This window comes from Bradyrhizobium niftali, assembly GCF_004571025.1.
Lineage (GTDB): Bacteria > Pseudomonadota > Alphaproteobacteria > Rhizobiales > Xanthobacteraceae > Bradyrhizobium > Bradyrhizobium niftali.
Window position 1 is genome coordinate 200,021 of sequence record NZ_SPQT01000015.1, and the last position, 14,034, is coordinate 214,054.

Sequence of the window (14,034 nt, forward strand, 5' to 3'; positions counted from 1 at the left end):
ATCCCCTTCGAACCCCGGGCTGTCCGATAAGCATGGCACGGCGGAACACCAGGAGTCACGGCGGTGTTTGGCTAAACCCCAGAGAAACTTAACCTAATCCCACCAGACGGCGGATGCTGGCGGGCGATGCACCGGCGTCGCGCAACTCCCGCAGGCCGGTCGAGCGGCTCGATTTCGACAGCTTCCGCCCGGCCTCGTCCCGAATCAGGGCGTGGTGGCGGTAGGCGGGTTCCGGCAGGCCAAGCAGGGTTTGCAGCAGGCGGTGGACGGACGTGGCGTGAAACAGGTCCTGGCCGCGCACCACCTCGCTGATCCCCTGGAGGGCGTCGTCGACGACCACGGACAAATGGTAGCTGGTCGGCGTCTCCTTGCGGGCCAGGATCACGTCTCCCCAGGCCTCGGGCCGCGCGGGTACGGCGCCGCGCTCGCCATCGGGCCCCTCGCCCAACTCGTTCCAGGCCAGGCTGGCTACGTGCCGGCAGGCAGCCGCCATGTCGAGCCGGAGCGCATAGGGCGCGCCGGATGCGATCAGCCGCGCCCGCTCGCCGGCGGACAGCGACTTGGCGTCTCCGGGGTAAAGCGGCGCGCCGTCGGGATCGCGCGGCCACGGCCCGTGAGCCTCGCGCGCGGCGACCAGCTTTGCGATCTCGGCGCGGCTTTCGAAGGCGGGATAGACGAAGCCGAGTGCAGAGAGCTTGTCCAGCGCGGCGCGGTAATCGGAAAGATGCTCCGACTGCCGCCGCACCGGTGTTTCGCAGGCAACGCCGAGCCAGGCGAGATCCTCGTAGATCGCTGCCTCATACTCAGGCCGGCAGCGCGTCGCGTCGATGTCCTCGATCCGCAGCAACAGCCGCCCGCCGGCCTCGCGCGCACGGTCGAAATTGAGCAGCGCCGAATAGGCGTGGCCGAGATGCAGGAGGCCGTTCGGGCTCGGAGCAAATCGGAAAACGGGTGGCGACATATGGCAGGATCTCGTCATGGCCGGGCTTGACCCGGCCATCCATCTTCCATGACTCTGTTACGATCGGAAATGGATGCGCGGGTCCCGCCTGCGCCGAAGGTCTTCGAGGCTTCTCGGTATTGGGCCGGCGTAGCTCTAGCAGAGACGGCAAGCCCGTGCATGACGAGTTAGGCACAATGACCATCCACCTCGAAACCCAGTCCGATCTCGAAGAGGCCGTCCAGGCGCTGGTGAAGCGCGACCCGCGGCTCAAGCCCGTGCTTGCGACTGCGGGCATGCCGGCCTTGCGGCGGCGCGAGCCGGGTTTTACGGGGCTTGCGCATATCGTCTGCGGGCAGCAGCTCTCGACCGCGAGCGCCGCCGCGATCTGGGGACGGCTGTCGGACGCCTTCGATCCGTTCGATCATGAGGCGGTGGGCCGCGCGCGCACCGACCGGCTGGGACGGCTTGGCCTCTCCGCCGCCAAGATCAAGACGCTGAAACATCTTGCGCGCGAGATCACGGCAGAGCGGCTGAACCTCGACGTGCTCGCCGAAGAAGACGCGGACGCCGCGCATCACACGCTGATCTCGCTGCCCGGCATCGGGCCGTGGACGGCGGACGTCTATCTCCTGTTTTGCCTCGGCCATGGCGATGCCTGGCCGGCCGGCGACGCGGTGAAGAAGCGTGAGGGCGTCATCGCCGGCGAGGCGAACGCCGTTTTAAACAATGTTGCTGTTGCAAAGCGCCTAGGCGTGAAAGAGAAGATGCCGGCACGGAAAAAGCCGGGACCTTCACCATGACATCGACCGACTTCGTCGTTGCGCGCAACGATCTCGAGCAGTGCAAGCTGATCGAGACCGCCATTCCGGATGCAGCCGCACTGCCGGCGGATGCGCTGCTGGTGAAGGTCGAGCGCTTCGCGTTCACCGCCAACAACATCACCTATGCCGTGATGGGCGACGAGTTGAAATACTGGCAGATCTTTCCGGCACCGCAGGGCTTCGGCAACATCCCGGTGTGGGGTTTTGGCGAGGTGATCGCCTCGAAACATCCGAACATCCCGGCAGGCGAGCGCCTGTTCGGCTACTTCCCTATGGCGACGCATCTGGTCATCGAGGCCACCGACGTCAGCAAGCGCGGCCTGCGCGACGGTGCTTCGCATCGGCAGGGCGTGGCGCCGGTCTACAATGCCTATGCGCGCGTCACCGGCGATCCCGCCTACGCCGGCCGGCAGGGCGACTATCAGGCGCTGCTGCGGCCGCTGTTCATGCTGTCGTTCCTGGTCGACGATTTCCTGGCCGGGAACGATGATTTTGGCGCGCGGACCGTGCTGCTGTCGAGCGCCTCGAGCAAGACCGCGTTCGGCCTTGCGCATCTGTTGCACACGCGCGGCCGCAAGGTGATCGGCCTGACCTCAGGCGGGAATACCAGCTTCGTGACGTCGCTCGGATGTTACGACGAGGTCGTCACCTACGACCGCGTGACGTCCTTGCCATCGAACGCGCCGGTCGCCTTCGTCGACATGGCCGGCAACAGCGCCCTGCGCGCCGAACTGCACCGGCATTTTGGCGACCAGATGAAATGCTCGGTGCGCGTCGGATTGACGCATCGCGCCACCGACGCCGACGAAGGAGCCCTGCCCGGCGCAAAGCCGCGCTGGTTCTTCGCGCCGGACCATATTCGCAAGCGGGCGAAGGATTGGGGTCCAGGCGGCATCGAGCAGCGCTTTGGCGCGGCATGGTCGGGCTTTGCGCCGCTGCTTGAGCGGAGCCTCACCGTCGTCGAGGGCCGCGGGCCGGAGGCCGTGCGGCGAGTTTATCTCGACACGCTGACAGGGCGCATTCCGCCTGAGCAGGGCCACATGCTCTCGCTGCTCGGGTAAAGCGCTTTTGACATGGGCTGATCCAGTATAGCGTTCGACTTCTACTATTGGAGCATGATCTCTTCGGAAAACCGCTACACGCTTTGCGCTACGCGGCCCTCCGGGTCCGGATCATGCTCCAGAGGAAACGCCGCGAAGACGGCCACGAGGTCGCGAATGCTGGACAGGACGAAGGATATTTCCGTCGCTGCGCAGGCCTGGCTCGATGAATTCGCGGGCGCGCTCGGCAAGCCAGAATCCGCCGCCGCGCTGGACCGCCTCTTCCTCGCCGAGAGCTTTTGGCGCGATGTGCTGGCGCTGAGCTGGAACTTGCAAACGCTGGCCGGCCGCAGCGCGATCGCGCAGGCCTTGGCCACGCTCGCGTCCAGAACTGCGCCCGCCCATTTCGAGATCGCACCGAACCGTGCCCCACCGCGCTGGGTGACGCGCGCCGGCACCAGCAACATCGAAGCCATCTTCAATTTCGAAACCGCGCTCGGCCGCTGCAGCGGCATCCTGCGGCTCGTGCCTGATAGCACCGACGGCGACCGGTTGAAGGCGTGGACGCTGCTGACCGCGCTCGACGAGCTCAAAGGCTTCGAGGAACAGCTCGGCACGTCACGGCCACGCGGCCAGGCCTATTCGCGCGATTTCCGCGGGCCGAACTGGCTCGACCAGCGCAACGCCGCGCGCGACTACGCCGATCGCGACCCGGCCGTGCTGGTGGTCGGCGGCGGCCAGGCCGGGCTCGCCATCGCGGCACGGCTGAAGCAGCTGAAGGTCGATACCTTGATCGTCGATCGCGAGACGCGGATCGGCGACAATTGGCGCAAGCGCTATCACGCGCTCACCCTGCACAACCAGGTGCAGGTCAATCACCTGCCCTACATGCCGTTCCCGCCGAACTGGCCGGTCTATATCCCCAAGGACAAGCTCGCCAACTGGTTCGAGGCTTACGTCGATGCCATGGAGCTGAACTTCTGGACCGGCACCGAATTCGAAGGTGGCTCTTACGACGAGGCGAACGGCCGCTGGACCGTCACGCTGCGCTGCGCCGACGGCAGCGAGCGCACCATGCATCCGCGCCATGTGGTGATGGCGACCGGCGTCAGCGGCATCGCCAATGTCCCTGACATTCCGACCCTCGCCAATTTCAAGGGCACGCTGGTGCATTCCAGCCGCTACGAGGACGGCGAGAACTGGACAGGCAAGCGCGCCGTTGTCATCGGCACCGGCAACAGCGGCCACGACATCGCGCAGGACCTCCATTCCAGCGGCGCCGAGGTGACGCTGGTGCAGCGCTCGCCGACGCTGGTCACCAATATCGAGCCGTCGGCACAGCTCGCCTACGCGACCTACAATGAGGGCACGCTCGAGGACAACGATCTGATCGCGACGTCGATGCCGACGCCGCTCGCGAAGAAGACCCATGTGATGCTGACGGAGCAGTCGAAGGAGCTCGACAAGGAGCTGCTCGACGGCCTCTCCCGCGTCGGCTTCAAGCTCGACTTCGGCGAGGCCGGCACCGGCTGGCAGTTCAAATACCTCACCCGCGGCGGCGGTTATTACTTCAATGTCGGCTGCGCCAACCTCATCGTCGAGGGCGCGATCAAGCTGAAGCAGTTTTCGGACATCGAGGGTTTTGCCGCCGAAGGCGCGCGGATGAAGGACGGCACGACCATTCCGGCCGACCTGATCGTGCTCTCGACCGGCTACAAGCCGCAGGAATATCTGGTGCGAAAGCTGTTCGGCGATGGCGTCGCCGACCGCGTCGGCCCGGTCTGGGGATTTGGTGAAGGCTTCGAGCTGCGCAACATGTATGCGCGCACGAAGCAGCCCGGCCTGTGGTTCATCGCCGGCAGCCTCGCGCAGTGCCGCATCAACTCGAAATATCTCGCGCTCCAGATCAAGGCCCTCGAGGAAGGGATTTTGGGGCGTGAGGTGGGCCCGGCTTGAGCCCCTCGTCATTGCGGGCGCAGCGAAGCAATCCAGAGTCTTTCCGCAGAGACAGTCTGGATTGCTTCGCTACGCTCGCAATGACAGTGTGCGGATGATCGTGTGCGGCCAAGAAGAACAAGAGGAGTACCCAATGCCAGCCATTCTCGGCACCGGCGAGCACCGCTACCGCGTCGTCGAAAATTTCGCCAAGCTACCGGACGGCTGGCAGCTCACCGACGTCGCCTCCGTTGCGGTCGACAGCCGTGACCGCGTCTACGTCTTCAACCGCGGCGCCCATCCGATGGTGGTGCTGGATCGCGAGGGCAATTTCCTGCGCAGTTTTGGCGAGGGCCTGTTCTCGCGCGCGCATGGCCTGCATATCGATGCCGACGACAATCTCTACTGCACTGATGACGGCGACCATACCGTGCGCAAATGCACCACCGACGGCAAGGTGCTGCTGACGATCGGGATCCCGCAAAAGCCGGCGCCGTTCATGAGCGGCGAGCCGTTCCACCGCTGCACCCATACGGCGCTGTCGCCGAGGGGGGAAATCTACGTCTCCGACGGCTATGGCAATGCACGCGTGCACAAGTTCACGCCCGACGGCAAGCTGATCAAGAGCTGGGGCGAGCCCGGCACCGATCCCGGCCAGTTCAACATCGTGCACAACATCGCCACCGATTCCGATGGCTGGGTCTACGTCGCCGACCGCGAGAACCATCGCGTGCAGGTGTTTAACGGCGAGGGCAAGTACGAGACGCAGTGGAACAACCTGCACCGGCCCTGCGCGCTGTGCTGCTGCGGCGGGGCTAAGAGCCCGACCTTCGTGATCGGCGAGCTGGGCCCCGGCCTCGATATCAACCGCAATGTTCCCAATCTGGGCCCGCGACTGTCGATCGTGGACGCCAAGGGAAATCGCATCGCGCGGCTCGGCGGCGAAGCGGGTCCCGGCGTGGCCAGCGGCAAATTCCTGGCCCCCCACGGCATCGCGCTGGATTCGAAGGGCGACATCTATGTCGGCGAAGTGGGCGTCACCAACTGGACGACGAGCTTCCCGGACGAGGAGATGCCGGCCGTCGTGCGCGCGACGCGGTGCTTGCAGAAGCTGGAACGGGTACGGGAGTGATCCAACGGCGCCGCCGCGAAGAGATGACGCGCTTTTGAAGTGCCGCTCCCTCCCCGCCGTCGTCCTGGCTTTCGCCAGGACGACGGCGGCGAACGAGGCCGCGTCGTACGATATGCGTCGGCCGGAGACTCCCTCGCGCCACCGGTCCGGCGCCTTGACCGTGAAGGCGGTTCCGCGGTTGCCCCGCATGGACCCTCCCCGAATCGCGGCGTTTTGCGCGTTTTGCCACCCCGCCGCCGCATTGCCCGCGCCTGAATAAGTCGCTCAACGGGCTTCACAATCCCGTCACGCTGCATGTAGTATGTCAATACATGCTGCTTCGCAGCGTACATGGAGGCCGGGAGCGTTACTTGAACGCACATGTCTCGCAAGGCAGTTGGCCGGTGTTGGTGCTGAATGCGGACTTCCGGCCGCTGAGTTACTACCCACTGTCTCTGTGGTCGTGGCAGGACGCGATCAAGGCGGTGTTCCTCGACCGCGTCAACATCGTCGCGCATTACGACCAGGCGGTTCGAAGTCCCACGCTGGAAATGCAATTGCCGAGCGTGGTCTCGCTCAAATCCTTCGTCAAGCCGACCACCCATCCTGCCTTCACCCGATTCAACGTCTTCCTGCGCGATCGCTTCAACTGCCAGTATTGCGGCTCGCCCGAAGACCTCACCTTCGATCACATCATCCCGCGCAGCAAAGGCGGCCAGACCACCTGGGAGAACGTGGTCGCGGCGTGCTCGCCCTGTAATCTGCGCAAGGGCAACCTTACGCCTGCGCAAGCCAAGATGTTTCCGCGCCAGCACGCCTTCGCCCCGACCGTGCACCAGCTCCACCGCAACGGCCGCCTGTTCCCGCCGAACTATCTGCACGACAGCTGGCTGGACTATCTCTACTGGGATACCGAGCTGGATCCGTAGGACAGGCGCATCCACTGTGATGCACCTCATAAGAGCGTCAAAACACACATAAGTGCGTCACGTTTTGCGGCATGATCGGGCTTAAACGGCCCTGTCGGACCGACCGAGATCGTCGAGCTGGTTGTTGATGATTTCGTTCGGTTCGTACTGGTTAATTTATCGTCTATATCGATGGGGTGCCGACGTCGACGCGGCTCAGATTGCAAGATGGCTTAGAGGGCAAAATACGGGCGCCGGCGACCGGTGAATGCGGCGGCTAAGCTATCTGAATTCGGCGACCAGCCAGCGTCGAACGGCATCGACATCGCCGTGACCGTGAGATCTCAGGATATCGACGATATCGATCGCGGATACGACGACGATCGGATGCTGGTCTTCTTTGATTTCCCGATACGCTTGGCTATCGACGAAACTGGTCGTCACCAGAATTCCGAATTGCGTCCCACGGCGTCGGCGACCGTCGAGGGATGGGGGACGTGACGCGCTCGGTAAGATAAAGATCGGGCGGGGACACAGTGCCGTGCTGGTCGACTTCGCTCTCGAAGCCAAGTGCTACGGGATCGGGAATTCGGTGGGCGTCCGCGAGATGTCTAGACTGATCTCCAGGCTTCGTCACAGGTGATGCAGTTTGCCGACGCGCCGTAGCTCGCCACAGTGTCTGCCGCGCGGTCGTCAAGCAGCATCCGTTCGCCTTGGCCTGTTCCGCGATTTCCCTTGAGCGGGCGCTCGCTGCAGCACTAAGCTGGCCGCGGCAGGAAAATTCAGATGTCCGAGCTGCACCCGATCCGGAAGCGGTGTCCGCACTGCGGGAAGGCGATGAAGCTTGTCCCCGACGAGGCGGGCCGAGGCGGCGAGCGATACGTCTGCCCCGCATGCGAGGAGGATCCGCTGTACGACCCCGCCGCCCAAAAATGGGCGGACAGCCCGCTGCGCCCGCCGGCTAAGTAGCTTCCGAAGAATCGCCGAGGCCGGTTGTCCATCCGTTTATCGAGAGGGCTGACTCGGCTTCGACGGGGACCCGACTTTTCGGGAAAAAGTAGAAACTTCATCTTCCGAGACGAGTTGGCATCCAGCGAGATCTCTTCTCGTCGGAGCCGAACATGGTCGACGACGTCCCGTTGCGCACGGCGGTACATACGGTCTGGTCCCTCTACCCGGCGAGGCATCGCGACGTCGATGCTGCCGACACCCGCCGCTGCCTGCTGGAGCGTCATCTGCAAGGGAGATGGGAAGCGCGTGTGAGCGATGCCGAAGAACTCACGGGATTCGGCCTGGCTTACCTTGAGCGCCCTCCCGAAGACGAATGTTGAGGCTGATGGAGGGGCTCGTCAGGCGAGCTGCGGTCGACAGCGCCAGGCCGGATTGGACGTTGCTGGCCGTCTCAGAACTCGCCTCCGCGGCTGTTGTGCTGCTCTTCCGCTCGATGTTTTCGGTCTAGAGGGTCGGCATCGATGCGCATCGCTCAACTTGCTCCCCTGGCCGAAAGCGTCCCTCCCAAGCTCTACGGCGGCACGGAGCGGGTCGTGGCGTGGCTGGTGGATGAGCTGGTCGAGCTCGGGCACGACGTCACGCTGTTCGCGAGCGGCGACTCCCGGACGAAAGGCGAGCTTCATCCCGTGTGGCCGCGCGCACTGCGTCTCGGACGGAAGGGCGCCGATCCAAATGCCGCCTGCGCCGTGCTGCTGGAGGCGATCGCCAAGCGAGCGAAAGACTTCGACGTGATCCACGCGCACATCGACTGGCTGCCGCTTCCGCTGCTCAGTCGGCTCGGCGTGCCCTTCGTGACCACCATGCATGGCCGGCTCGACCTGCCGGGCCTTTCCGATGTGCTGCGGCAGTTTCCCGGCGCCGGCTTCGTGTCGATATCGGACCATCAGCGTCTGCCGTTGCCGGAGGCGAATTGGATCGCCACGATCCCGCACGGACTGCCATCGAGCAACTTTCGCCCGTCTTTCGATCAGGGATCCTATCTGGCGTTCCTCGGCCGCCTCACCGCGGAAAAGGGCCCCCAGGACGCCATCCGCATTGCGCGCGCCGCCGGAATGCCCTTGCGCATCGCCGCCAAGATTCCGCGTGGCGAGACCGTCTTCTTCAAGAAGCAACTTGAGCCCCACATCGACGGTCTGGCGGTCCAGCTCGTCGGCGAGGTGGACGAGGCGAAGAAGCAGCCGTTCCTCGCCGAGGCCGCGGCCCTGCTGTTTCCGATCGATTGGCCGGAGCCTTTCGGCCTCGTCATGATCGAGGCCATGGCCTGTGGGACGCCAGTGATCGCCTACCGCTCCGGCTCCGTGCCCGAGGTCGTCGAGGACGGCGTGACGGGCTTCATCGTCGAGAACGAGGAGCAGGCTGTCAGGGCCGTGGGCGATCTGGGCCGGCTCGACAGACGAAAAGTACGTGCCTGCTTCGAGGAACGCTTCTCCGCGGACCGAATGGCGCGAGAGTATGAAAGCGCGTACCGCCGATTGATCTCTGCCGCCGCCGGGTACTCGGCTGGGGCGTGCGCGGCGCCACACGCTGAACGTCGGCTCGAAACGAAGCTGGCCGACGTGCTGTCGGCGTCCAGCTAAATGATTTCTCCGCTATCCCTTGAAACGGGACCTCAGACAGCCATCTGACATCCATACACCATCCTCCTGGATGGTACAAAACGGATGCTTCGATGGCCGACAATGTGCGCGAGCTGCGACCCCGGCTCCCCGATACCGAGAAGATCACGATCAACCTTGGCTATGTCGATCTGGGGCAGGTCGACCTGATGGTACAGGAAGGGTTCTATTCGAACCGCACGGATTTCATCCGGACGGCCATCCGCAACCAGCTCGAACGCCACGCGGACGTCGTGAAGCAGTCGACGGTCCGAAAGAGCCTGGACTTGGGGCTGCGGAACTACAGCCGCGAGGATCTCGAAGCGGCGCGGCGCGCCGGCGAGATGCTGCACATCAACGTGCTGGGTCTCGCGACCATCGCCCAGGACGTCACGCCCGAACTGGCCCGCGCCACCATTGCTTCCGTCTCGGTGCTCGGTGCCCTTCACGCCACTTCCGCGGTCAAGGCCGCTCTCTCCGACAGAACAAGGTGAATGCGATGCTGAATCAGAACATGATTTCCGAGGCGACGCGCCTCACGCGTGCGGGCCAACTGGTCGAGGCCACCACCCTCCTGCAGCGCATGCTCCGCGGCGAGAGCGCCTCCGAGCCGTCGGGCAGCACTGCCCGTGTCGCGCCAGATCGGCTCGAGCCGCCGACCATCGACGTGAAGGCCAACGTCGTCGAGGAGAAGGAGAGCCGACGAACCACCCGGGTTTCTCCCGCTCCTTTGCAACGCAAAAGCATCGCCCGGTTCGATCGCTTGAAAGACTTCCCTGGACTCAATCTGCGTGGTCCGATGACCCGCGCTCCGCCTGCCACGACGGATATCGCACCCGAAGGCACGAGGTTCATCGCCGGCACCTTCCGCAGCGCGAATGGAAGCCGGAACTACAAGCTATTCGTCCCAAGCCACTGGCAGGAAAAACCGCTTCCCCTGGTGGTCATGCTTCACGGCTGCGCCCAGTCGCCGGACGATTTCGCGGCCGGCACCCGGATGAATTTTCTGGCGGAAGAGCGAGATTGCTTCGTGGTCTATCCGGAGCAGCCGAGCGAAGCCAACCAGGCGAAATGCTGGAATTGGTTTCGCACGGGCGACCAGCAGCGGGACGGCGGGGAGCCTTCGCTGATCGCAGGCATCACTCGCCAAATCATGAGGGACTATCCGATCGATCCGAAGCGGGTCTACGTCGCAGGTCTGTCGGCCGGCGGGGCGGCCGCCGCCATCATGGCAGCGACCCACGCCGATCTGTACGCGGCCGTCGGGATCCATTCCGGCCTCGCCTGCGGGGCGGCAAGCGATCTTCCCTCGGCGTTCGTCGCGATGCGGCAGGGCGGCGGGTCTAAAATTGCCGATGGTGGACCGCCAGTGCCGACCATCGTTTTCCATGGCGACCGCGACACCACGGTGCATCCGAACAACGGCGACCGGATTGTCGAGCAGTCCGCCAAGGCGGCAGGCTTGAAAGCGAAGGTGAGCGACGGACGGGTGCCTCATGGGCACGCCTACACCCGCACGAACGTTGCCGACGCGGACGGGCGCGCCGTCTCCGAGCATTGGAATGTTCACGGCGCCGGCCACGCCTGGTCGGGCGGCAGTCCCGCCGGCTCCTACACCGATCCCCGCGGGCCGGACGCGACGAGGGAGATGCTGCGCTTCTTCCTTGAGCATTCGCTCCGGGGTTAGTCGGGTTTCACAAGGCGCTCAGGTCGTCCGACACGTCGCCGAATTCCGGATCAGCTTGGCGTCGCCGAACTCACCGGTCGCCGGATCCCCGCTGCGGCTGAACGCGATGGCGCCGGCGTGGCCGGGCTTGCGGGCGAGGGCCTCGGCTCGCATCACCGCGACGTTGGCGCTCAGGCACTCCGCCGCCTCGCCGGCGGCTATGCCGTCGTCGGAGAAAACGAACGGCAGAGCGACATAGTAGGTCACTTCAGACATCTGCCTCATCCTTGCGTTCGCGCGCCCTTGGGAGCCGCCCGCGGGCGTAGCCGGTCGACACCTTCCTCCTCAGCTCCTCGAGTTGGATCTCGAGAAAGTCGTTGGCGACGATCAGCGCCTTCACGGTTTTCCGGGCGTCGCCGCCGCAGGCCGCGATGGCCTGGTCGGCGGCGGCGTCGAGGTCGGCAGGGGCCGGCCTCGGAGACGTTCATCGAGTTATGTTCTCTTTTTGTTCTAAAGAGTCAAGAGACCCTCTCCCAAATTGCCATGACGCAGCAGGGCCATCTGGATGAATCTCGCGGGTGGCGATCGGCGTGTCGGAACCGGTGGTCCTCGTTCGTCTTGAATCCAGGCCGCCCCGAAGGGAGTTCTGCGTACATGGCGCCCCGAGCCAACTGGAAAGGGTTTCTGAGACTCTCTCTCGTCACGTGCCCAGTGGCGCTCTATCCGGCCACCTCGGAGAGCGAGAAGATCTCCTTCAACCAGCTCAACCGGCAGACCGGCCACCGTGTCAAGTATCTCAAGGTGGACGCCGACACCGGCGACGAGGTGCCGAACGAGGACATCGTCAAGGGCTACCAGCTCGAGAAGGACCAGTTCATCGAGGTCACCAAGGAGGAGCTTGAGGAGATCGCGCTGGAATCCACGCGCACCATCGAGATCGACGAGTTCGTCGACAAGGCCGACATCGACCCACGCTACCTGATCCGGCCCTACTACATCAGGCCGGACGGCAAGGTCGGGCACGATGCCTTCGCGGTGATCCGCGAGACCATCCGCGAGATGAACAAGGTCGCGATCGGTCGCGTGGTGCTGACCAACCGTGAGCACATCATCGCGCTCGAGCCGATGGACAAGGGTCTGGTCGGCACGCTGCTGCGCTACCCTTACGAAGTGCGGAGCGAGCAGGAATATTTCGAGGAGATTCAGGACGTCAAAGTCACAAAGGACATGCTGGACCTCGCGAAGCACATCGTGAACCAGAAGGCCGGCCGGTTCGACCCCGAGAAATTTGAAGACCACTATGAGACCGCGCTGATCGACCTCATCAACCAGAAGCGGGCCGGCAAGCCGATCACGCCGAAGTCCAAGCCGACCACAGGCAACGTCGTCGATCTGATGGAGGCGCTTCGGCGGAGCGTGGGTCAGGAGGCCGCGCCGGCGAAAGCCGAGAAGCCCGCCAAGAAGGGGCGCAAGGCATCCGCCGGGCAGAAGGAAATGCTGATGCCGATCGAGGGCAAGAAGCCCAAGCAAGCCGCCGGCAAGAAGGCCACAGCCAGGCCGCAGCGGAAGTCTGCCTAGCGCCTCCACTGCGCCGTCTGGGACGATTGCCATCACGAACGAACAGGAGGAATCGCATGGATATGAGGGAAGCCTCTGCAATGACGGAAGCCTCCGGTCTTCCGAGCGATCAGGACGCCGTCGAGAATGCATCGCAAGCGATGCCCAGTGTCTCCGACGCAATGAGAGGCGGTGCGAAAGCGCGCGATGCGCAAACTCCTGCGGTAGCTTTTTCGGATGAGTTGCGCAGCTTGGCGCGAGAGGCGCCGCTGCTGGCGCTGTCCATGGCATTCTTGCTGGGAGTTCTGGTGGCCCGGCGACGATAGCAGAAGTGGGCGGTCGCGCCGCCGCGCGGGACTAAGCCTGGCGCTTGGCTTCGGCTCTACGATCGGGGACAGTTCGTTGTGCGCATCGCGGACATTCGCCGTCTGCCGCTGCGGCGAGCTGGCGCCCCATTTCATGCCTGAGGGCTACGCTATCCCACATGGTCAGGTCGGTCTTCACGATCCTTTTGGCGCGTTCGAATGCGTGACTCTCGGCAGCGTCATCTCCGACCCGGATGATCACGTCGTCATGGAAAGGGCACGCCATCGTTGCGCGGGTGGTATCGAGCGCGTAGCGCACCACGTCGCTCAGGTCGTCGGGATCGACGTTGGCGGACATGTCGGCTCTCCTGCCGAAGCTGCCTCGCGAAGGCGGGCGGTCGATGTCAGCGGAGGCGGGCGGACCCGAAGCTCCCGGAGCTCCGGGTCCGCCGTAGCCTCAGCAGCCCGACACCAAGTTGTTCGGCTACACCTCAAACCTAAGACGTTGCGGAAGCAGCACATTGAGGTGGCGCAACGGACAACCGCGCTGCCCTTTGTCTCAGTTGCGTTCCTGAGAAAGCCGCCACCTTGCAGACCCTCCGCGAGCATCGCGAGTTGATCGCGAAGACCATCGACCAGATCGATCGAGGCCTCGCGTCGGGTGCGGACCTAGTGCGGCGAAACGATCGCTGCGAGGCCGAACGCGAGTATGCAGGCCGCGGCCAACGAGCAGAGGGCTATGGCGATTTCCCGAGGCATTGCTGCTCGATCCGTTTTTGGTTGCTAGGGCTCTTCCTCGCTGGCGAAGGGTTCGTGGGTCTTGCGGCCGGGGAAGGTGGGCGACATCTGCTCCGCCATCGCCTTCTCGATCTCTCCGGCCAAGGCCCTGAAATGTTCGGCAAGCTTGCTGAACAGCTCTCTCTTCTTTGGATCGGTGGCGAGGTCTCGGATCATCTCGCATTCGGCGAGCTGAATCTGCAGCTTCTCCAGATGCGCCTGCATGTCCTTCATTGGACCACTCCTTTCCTTTCGGCGGGAGAGCAAGCTGTCTGTCGATTGCTGATGCTACAGCTTTATGTCCGACGCGGGAACTACTATGCGCTTTTCGGCCGCTCGAAGCTACGGTTTGGCGGGCTCCCGAG

General features: G+C 64.3%; 16 protein-coding genes and 1 pseudogene. 11 read left to right on the top strand and 6 right to left on the bottom strand.

Translation table 11 applies throughout. The features are described from left to right. Window positions 1-88: 88 nt before the first annotated feature. The gene (gene gluQRS, locus E4K65_RS25030) at window positions 89-961 is read right to left on the bottom strand and encodes a tRNA glutamyl-Q(34) synthetase GluQRS (RefSeq protein WP_135176394.1); all 873 of its coding nucleotides are present in this window, start codon (window positions 959-961) and stop codon (window positions 89-91) included. Window positions 962-1,137: 176 nt separating this feature from the next. On the opposite strand from gluQRS, the gene E4K65_RS25035 reads away from it, so the two are divergent. The 5 genes from E4K65_RS25035 (at window position 1,138) to E4K65_RS25055 (ending at window position 6,779) form a co-directional block, all read left to right on the top strand. Continuing rightward, window positions 1,138-1,743: a DNA-3-methyladenine glycosylase family protein gene (locus E4K65_RS25035; protein WP_135176395.1), complete on the top strand. Its 606-nt coding sequence runs from the start codon at window positions 1,138-1,140 to the stop codon at window positions 1,741-1,743. Then, a complete protein-coding gene (locus E4K65_RS25040; protein WP_135176396.1) occupies window positions 1,740-2,825 on the top strand; it encodes a DUF2855 family protein in 1,086 nt (361 codons plus the stop codon). The genes E4K65_RS25035 and E4K65_RS25040 overlap by 4 nt, the downstream gene beginning before the upstream one ends. Window positions 2,826-2,981: 156 nt before the next feature. After that, window positions 2,982-4,760, top strand: coding sequence for a flavin-containing monooxygenase (locus E4K65_RS25045; RefSeq protein ID WP_135176397.1), 1,779 nt, complete (start codon window positions 2,982-2,984; stop codon window positions 4,758-4,760). Between the two features lie 133 nt (window positions 4,761-4,893). Further along, on the top strand, window positions 4,894-5,871 hold the full coding sequence (locus E4K65_RS25050) for a peptidyl-alpha-hydroxyglycine alpha-amidating lyase family protein (RefSeq protein ID WP_135176398.1): 978 nt from the start codon (window positions 4,894-4,896) through the stop codon (window positions 5,869-5,871). A 350-nt stretch (window positions 5,872-6,221) separates the two neighbouring features. After that, window positions 6,222-6,779: an HNH endonuclease gene (locus E4K65_RS25055; RefSeq protein WP_025576763.1), complete on the top strand. Its 558-nt coding sequence runs from the start codon at window positions 6,222-6,224 to the stop codon at window positions 6,777-6,779. Between the two features lie 261 nt (window positions 6,780-7,040). Here E4K65_RS25055 and E4K65_RS47435 read toward each other — a convergent pair whose 3' ends face one another. After that, window positions 7,041-7,202, bottom strand: a complete 162-nt coding sequence (locus tag E4K65_RS47435; RefSeq protein ID WP_167771111.1) for a PDDEXK family nuclease — start codon at window positions 7,200-7,202, stop codon at window positions 7,041-7,043. 677 nt (window positions 7,203-7,879) lie between these two features. Here E4K65_RS47435 and E4K65_RS25070 point away from each other — a divergent pair. The 4 genes from E4K65_RS25070 to E4K65_RS25085 all read left to right on the top strand — a co-directional run bounded on the left by E4K65_RS25070 (window position 7,880) and on the right by E4K65_RS25085 (window position 11,051). Next, window positions 7,880-8,089 (top strand): hypothetical protein, encoded by a 210-nt coding sequence (locus tag E4K65_RS25070; protein ID WP_135176400.1) that lies wholly within the window; start codon window positions 7,880-7,882, stop codon window positions 8,087-8,089. A gap of 141 nt (window positions 8,090-8,230) precedes the next feature. Beyond that, window positions 8,231-9,346: a glycosyltransferase family 4 protein gene (locus tag E4K65_RS25075; RefSeq protein WP_135176401.1), complete on the top strand. Its 1,116-nt coding sequence runs from the start codon at window positions 8,231-8,233 to the stop codon at window positions 9,344-9,346. A 92-nt stretch (window positions 9,347-9,438) separates the two neighbouring features. Continuing rightward, window positions 9,439-9,858, top strand: coding sequence for a CopG family transcriptional regulator (locus tag E4K65_RS25080; protein WP_135176402.1), 420 nt, complete (start codon window positions 9,439-9,441; stop codon window positions 9,856-9,858). 5 nt (window positions 9,859-9,863) lie between these two features. After that, window positions 9,864-11,051: an extracellular catalytic domain type 1 short-chain-length polyhydroxyalkanoate depolymerase gene (locus tag E4K65_RS25085; protein WP_135176403.1), complete on the top strand. Its 1,188-nt coding sequence runs from the start codon at window positions 9,864-9,866 to the stop codon at window positions 11,049-11,051. 7 nt (window positions 11,052-11,058) lie between these two features. On the opposite strand, the pseudogene E4K65_RS25090 reads toward E4K65_RS25085, so the two are convergent. Both E4K65_RS25090 and E4K65_RS49530 read right to left on the bottom strand, forming a co-directional pair. Beyond that, a pseudogene (locus E4K65_RS25090) lies at window positions 11,059-11,306 on the bottom strand (hypothetical protein). Continuing rightward, window positions 11,299-11,430 (bottom strand): hypothetical protein, encoded by a 132-nt coding sequence (locus E4K65_RS49530; RefSeq protein WP_283813879.1) that lies wholly within the window; start codon window positions 11,428-11,430, stop codon window positions 11,299-11,301. Before E4K65_RS49530 ends, E4K65_RS25090 begins: the two are co-directional and overlap by 8 nt. A 254-nt stretch (window positions 11,431-11,684) precedes the next feature. Between E4K65_RS49530 and ku the strand changes: the two genes are divergently transcribed. Together ku and E4K65_RS25100 are read left to right on the top strand one after the other, a co-directional pair. Continuing rightward, window positions 11,685-12,608: a non-homologous end joining protein Ku gene (ku, locus tag E4K65_RS25095; RefSeq protein ID WP_135176404.1), complete on the top strand. Its 924-nt coding sequence runs from the start codon at window positions 11,685-11,687 to the stop codon at window positions 12,606-12,608. 56 nt (window positions 12,609-12,664) lie between these two features. After that, window positions 12,665-12,913 (top strand): hypothetical protein, encoded by a 249-nt coding sequence (locus tag E4K65_RS25100; protein WP_135176405.1) that lies wholly within the window; start codon window positions 12,665-12,667, stop codon window positions 12,911-12,913. A gap of 31 nt (window positions 12,914-12,944) precedes the next feature. On the opposite strand, the gene E4K65_RS25105 is transcribed toward E4K65_RS25100, so the two are convergent. Together E4K65_RS25105 and E4K65_RS25110 are read right to left on the bottom strand one after the other, a co-directional pair. Further along, the gene (locus tag E4K65_RS25105; RefSeq protein ID WP_135176406.1) at window positions 12,945-13,250 is read right to left on the bottom strand and encodes a hypothetical protein; all 306 of its coding nucleotides are present in this window, start codon (window positions 13,248-13,250) and stop codon (window positions 12,945-12,947) included. A gap of 425 nt (window positions 13,251-13,675) precedes the next feature. Next, window positions 13,676-13,903 carry a hypothetical protein gene (locus E4K65_RS25110; RefSeq protein WP_135176407.1) on the bottom strand — a complete coding sequence of 76 codons (228 nt, stop codon included), beginning with the start codon at window positions 13,901-13,903 and terminating at the stop codon, window positions 13,676-13,678. Window positions 13,904-14,034: the final 131 nt, after the last annotated feature.

What these genes read in the sequence shown, in the direction of transcription:
- E4K65_RS25100 (WP_135176405.1), top strand. Translation starts at nt 12,665, where the DNA reads ATGGATATGAGGGAAGCCTCTGCAATGACGGAAGCCTCCGGTCTTCCG.
- E4K65_RS25105 (WP_135176406.1), bottom strand. Translation starts at nt 13,250, where the DNA reads ATGTCCGCCAACGTCGATCCCGACGACCTGAGCGACGTGGTGCGCTAC.
- E4K65_RS25110 (WP_135176407.1), bottom strand. Translation starts at nt 13,903, where the DNA reads ATGAAGGACATGCAGGCGCATCTGGAGAAGCTGCAGATTCAGCTCGCC.
- E4K65_RS25035 (WP_135176395.1), top strand. Translation starts at nt 1,138, where the DNA reads ATGACCATCCACCTCGAAACCCAGTCCGATCTCGAAGAGGCCGTCCAG.
- E4K65_RS25085 (WP_135176403.1), top strand. Translation starts at nt 9,864, where the DNA reads ATGCTGAATCAGAACATGATTTCCGAGGCGACGCGCCTCACGCGTGCG.
- E4K65_RS25040 (WP_135176396.1), top strand. Translation starts at nt 1,740, where the DNA reads ATGACATCGACCGACTTCGTCGTTGCGCGCAACGATCTCGAGCAGTGC.
- E4K65_RS25045 (WP_135176397.1), top strand. Translation starts at nt 2,982, where the DNA reads ATGCTGGACAGGACGAAGGATATTTCCGTCGCTGCGCAGGCCTGGCTC.
- E4K65_RS25070 (WP_135176400.1), top strand. Translation starts at nt 7,880, where the DNA reads ATGGTCGACGACGTCCCGTTGCGCACGGCGGTACATACGGTCTGGTCC.
- gluQRS (WP_135176394.1), bottom strand. Translation starts at nt 961, where the DNA reads ATGTCGCCACCCGTTTTCCGATTTGCTCCGAGCCCGAACGGCCTCCTG.
- E4K65_RS25075 (WP_135176401.1), top strand. Translation starts at nt 8,231, where the DNA reads ATGCGCATCGCTCAACTTGCTCCCCTGGCCGAAAGCGTCCCTCCCAAG.
- E4K65_RS25050 (WP_135176398.1), top strand. Translation starts at nt 4,894, where the DNA reads ATGCCAGCCATTCTCGGCACCGGCGAGCACCGCTACCGCGTCGTCGAA.
- ku (WP_135176404.1), top strand. Translation starts at nt 11,685, where the DNA reads ATGGCGCCCCGAGCCAACTGGAAAGGGTTTCTGAGACTCTCTCTCGTC.
- E4K65_RS25080 (WP_135176402.1), top strand. Translation starts at nt 9,439, where the DNA reads ATGGCCGACAATGTGCGCGAGCTGCGACCCCGGCTCCCCGATACCGAG.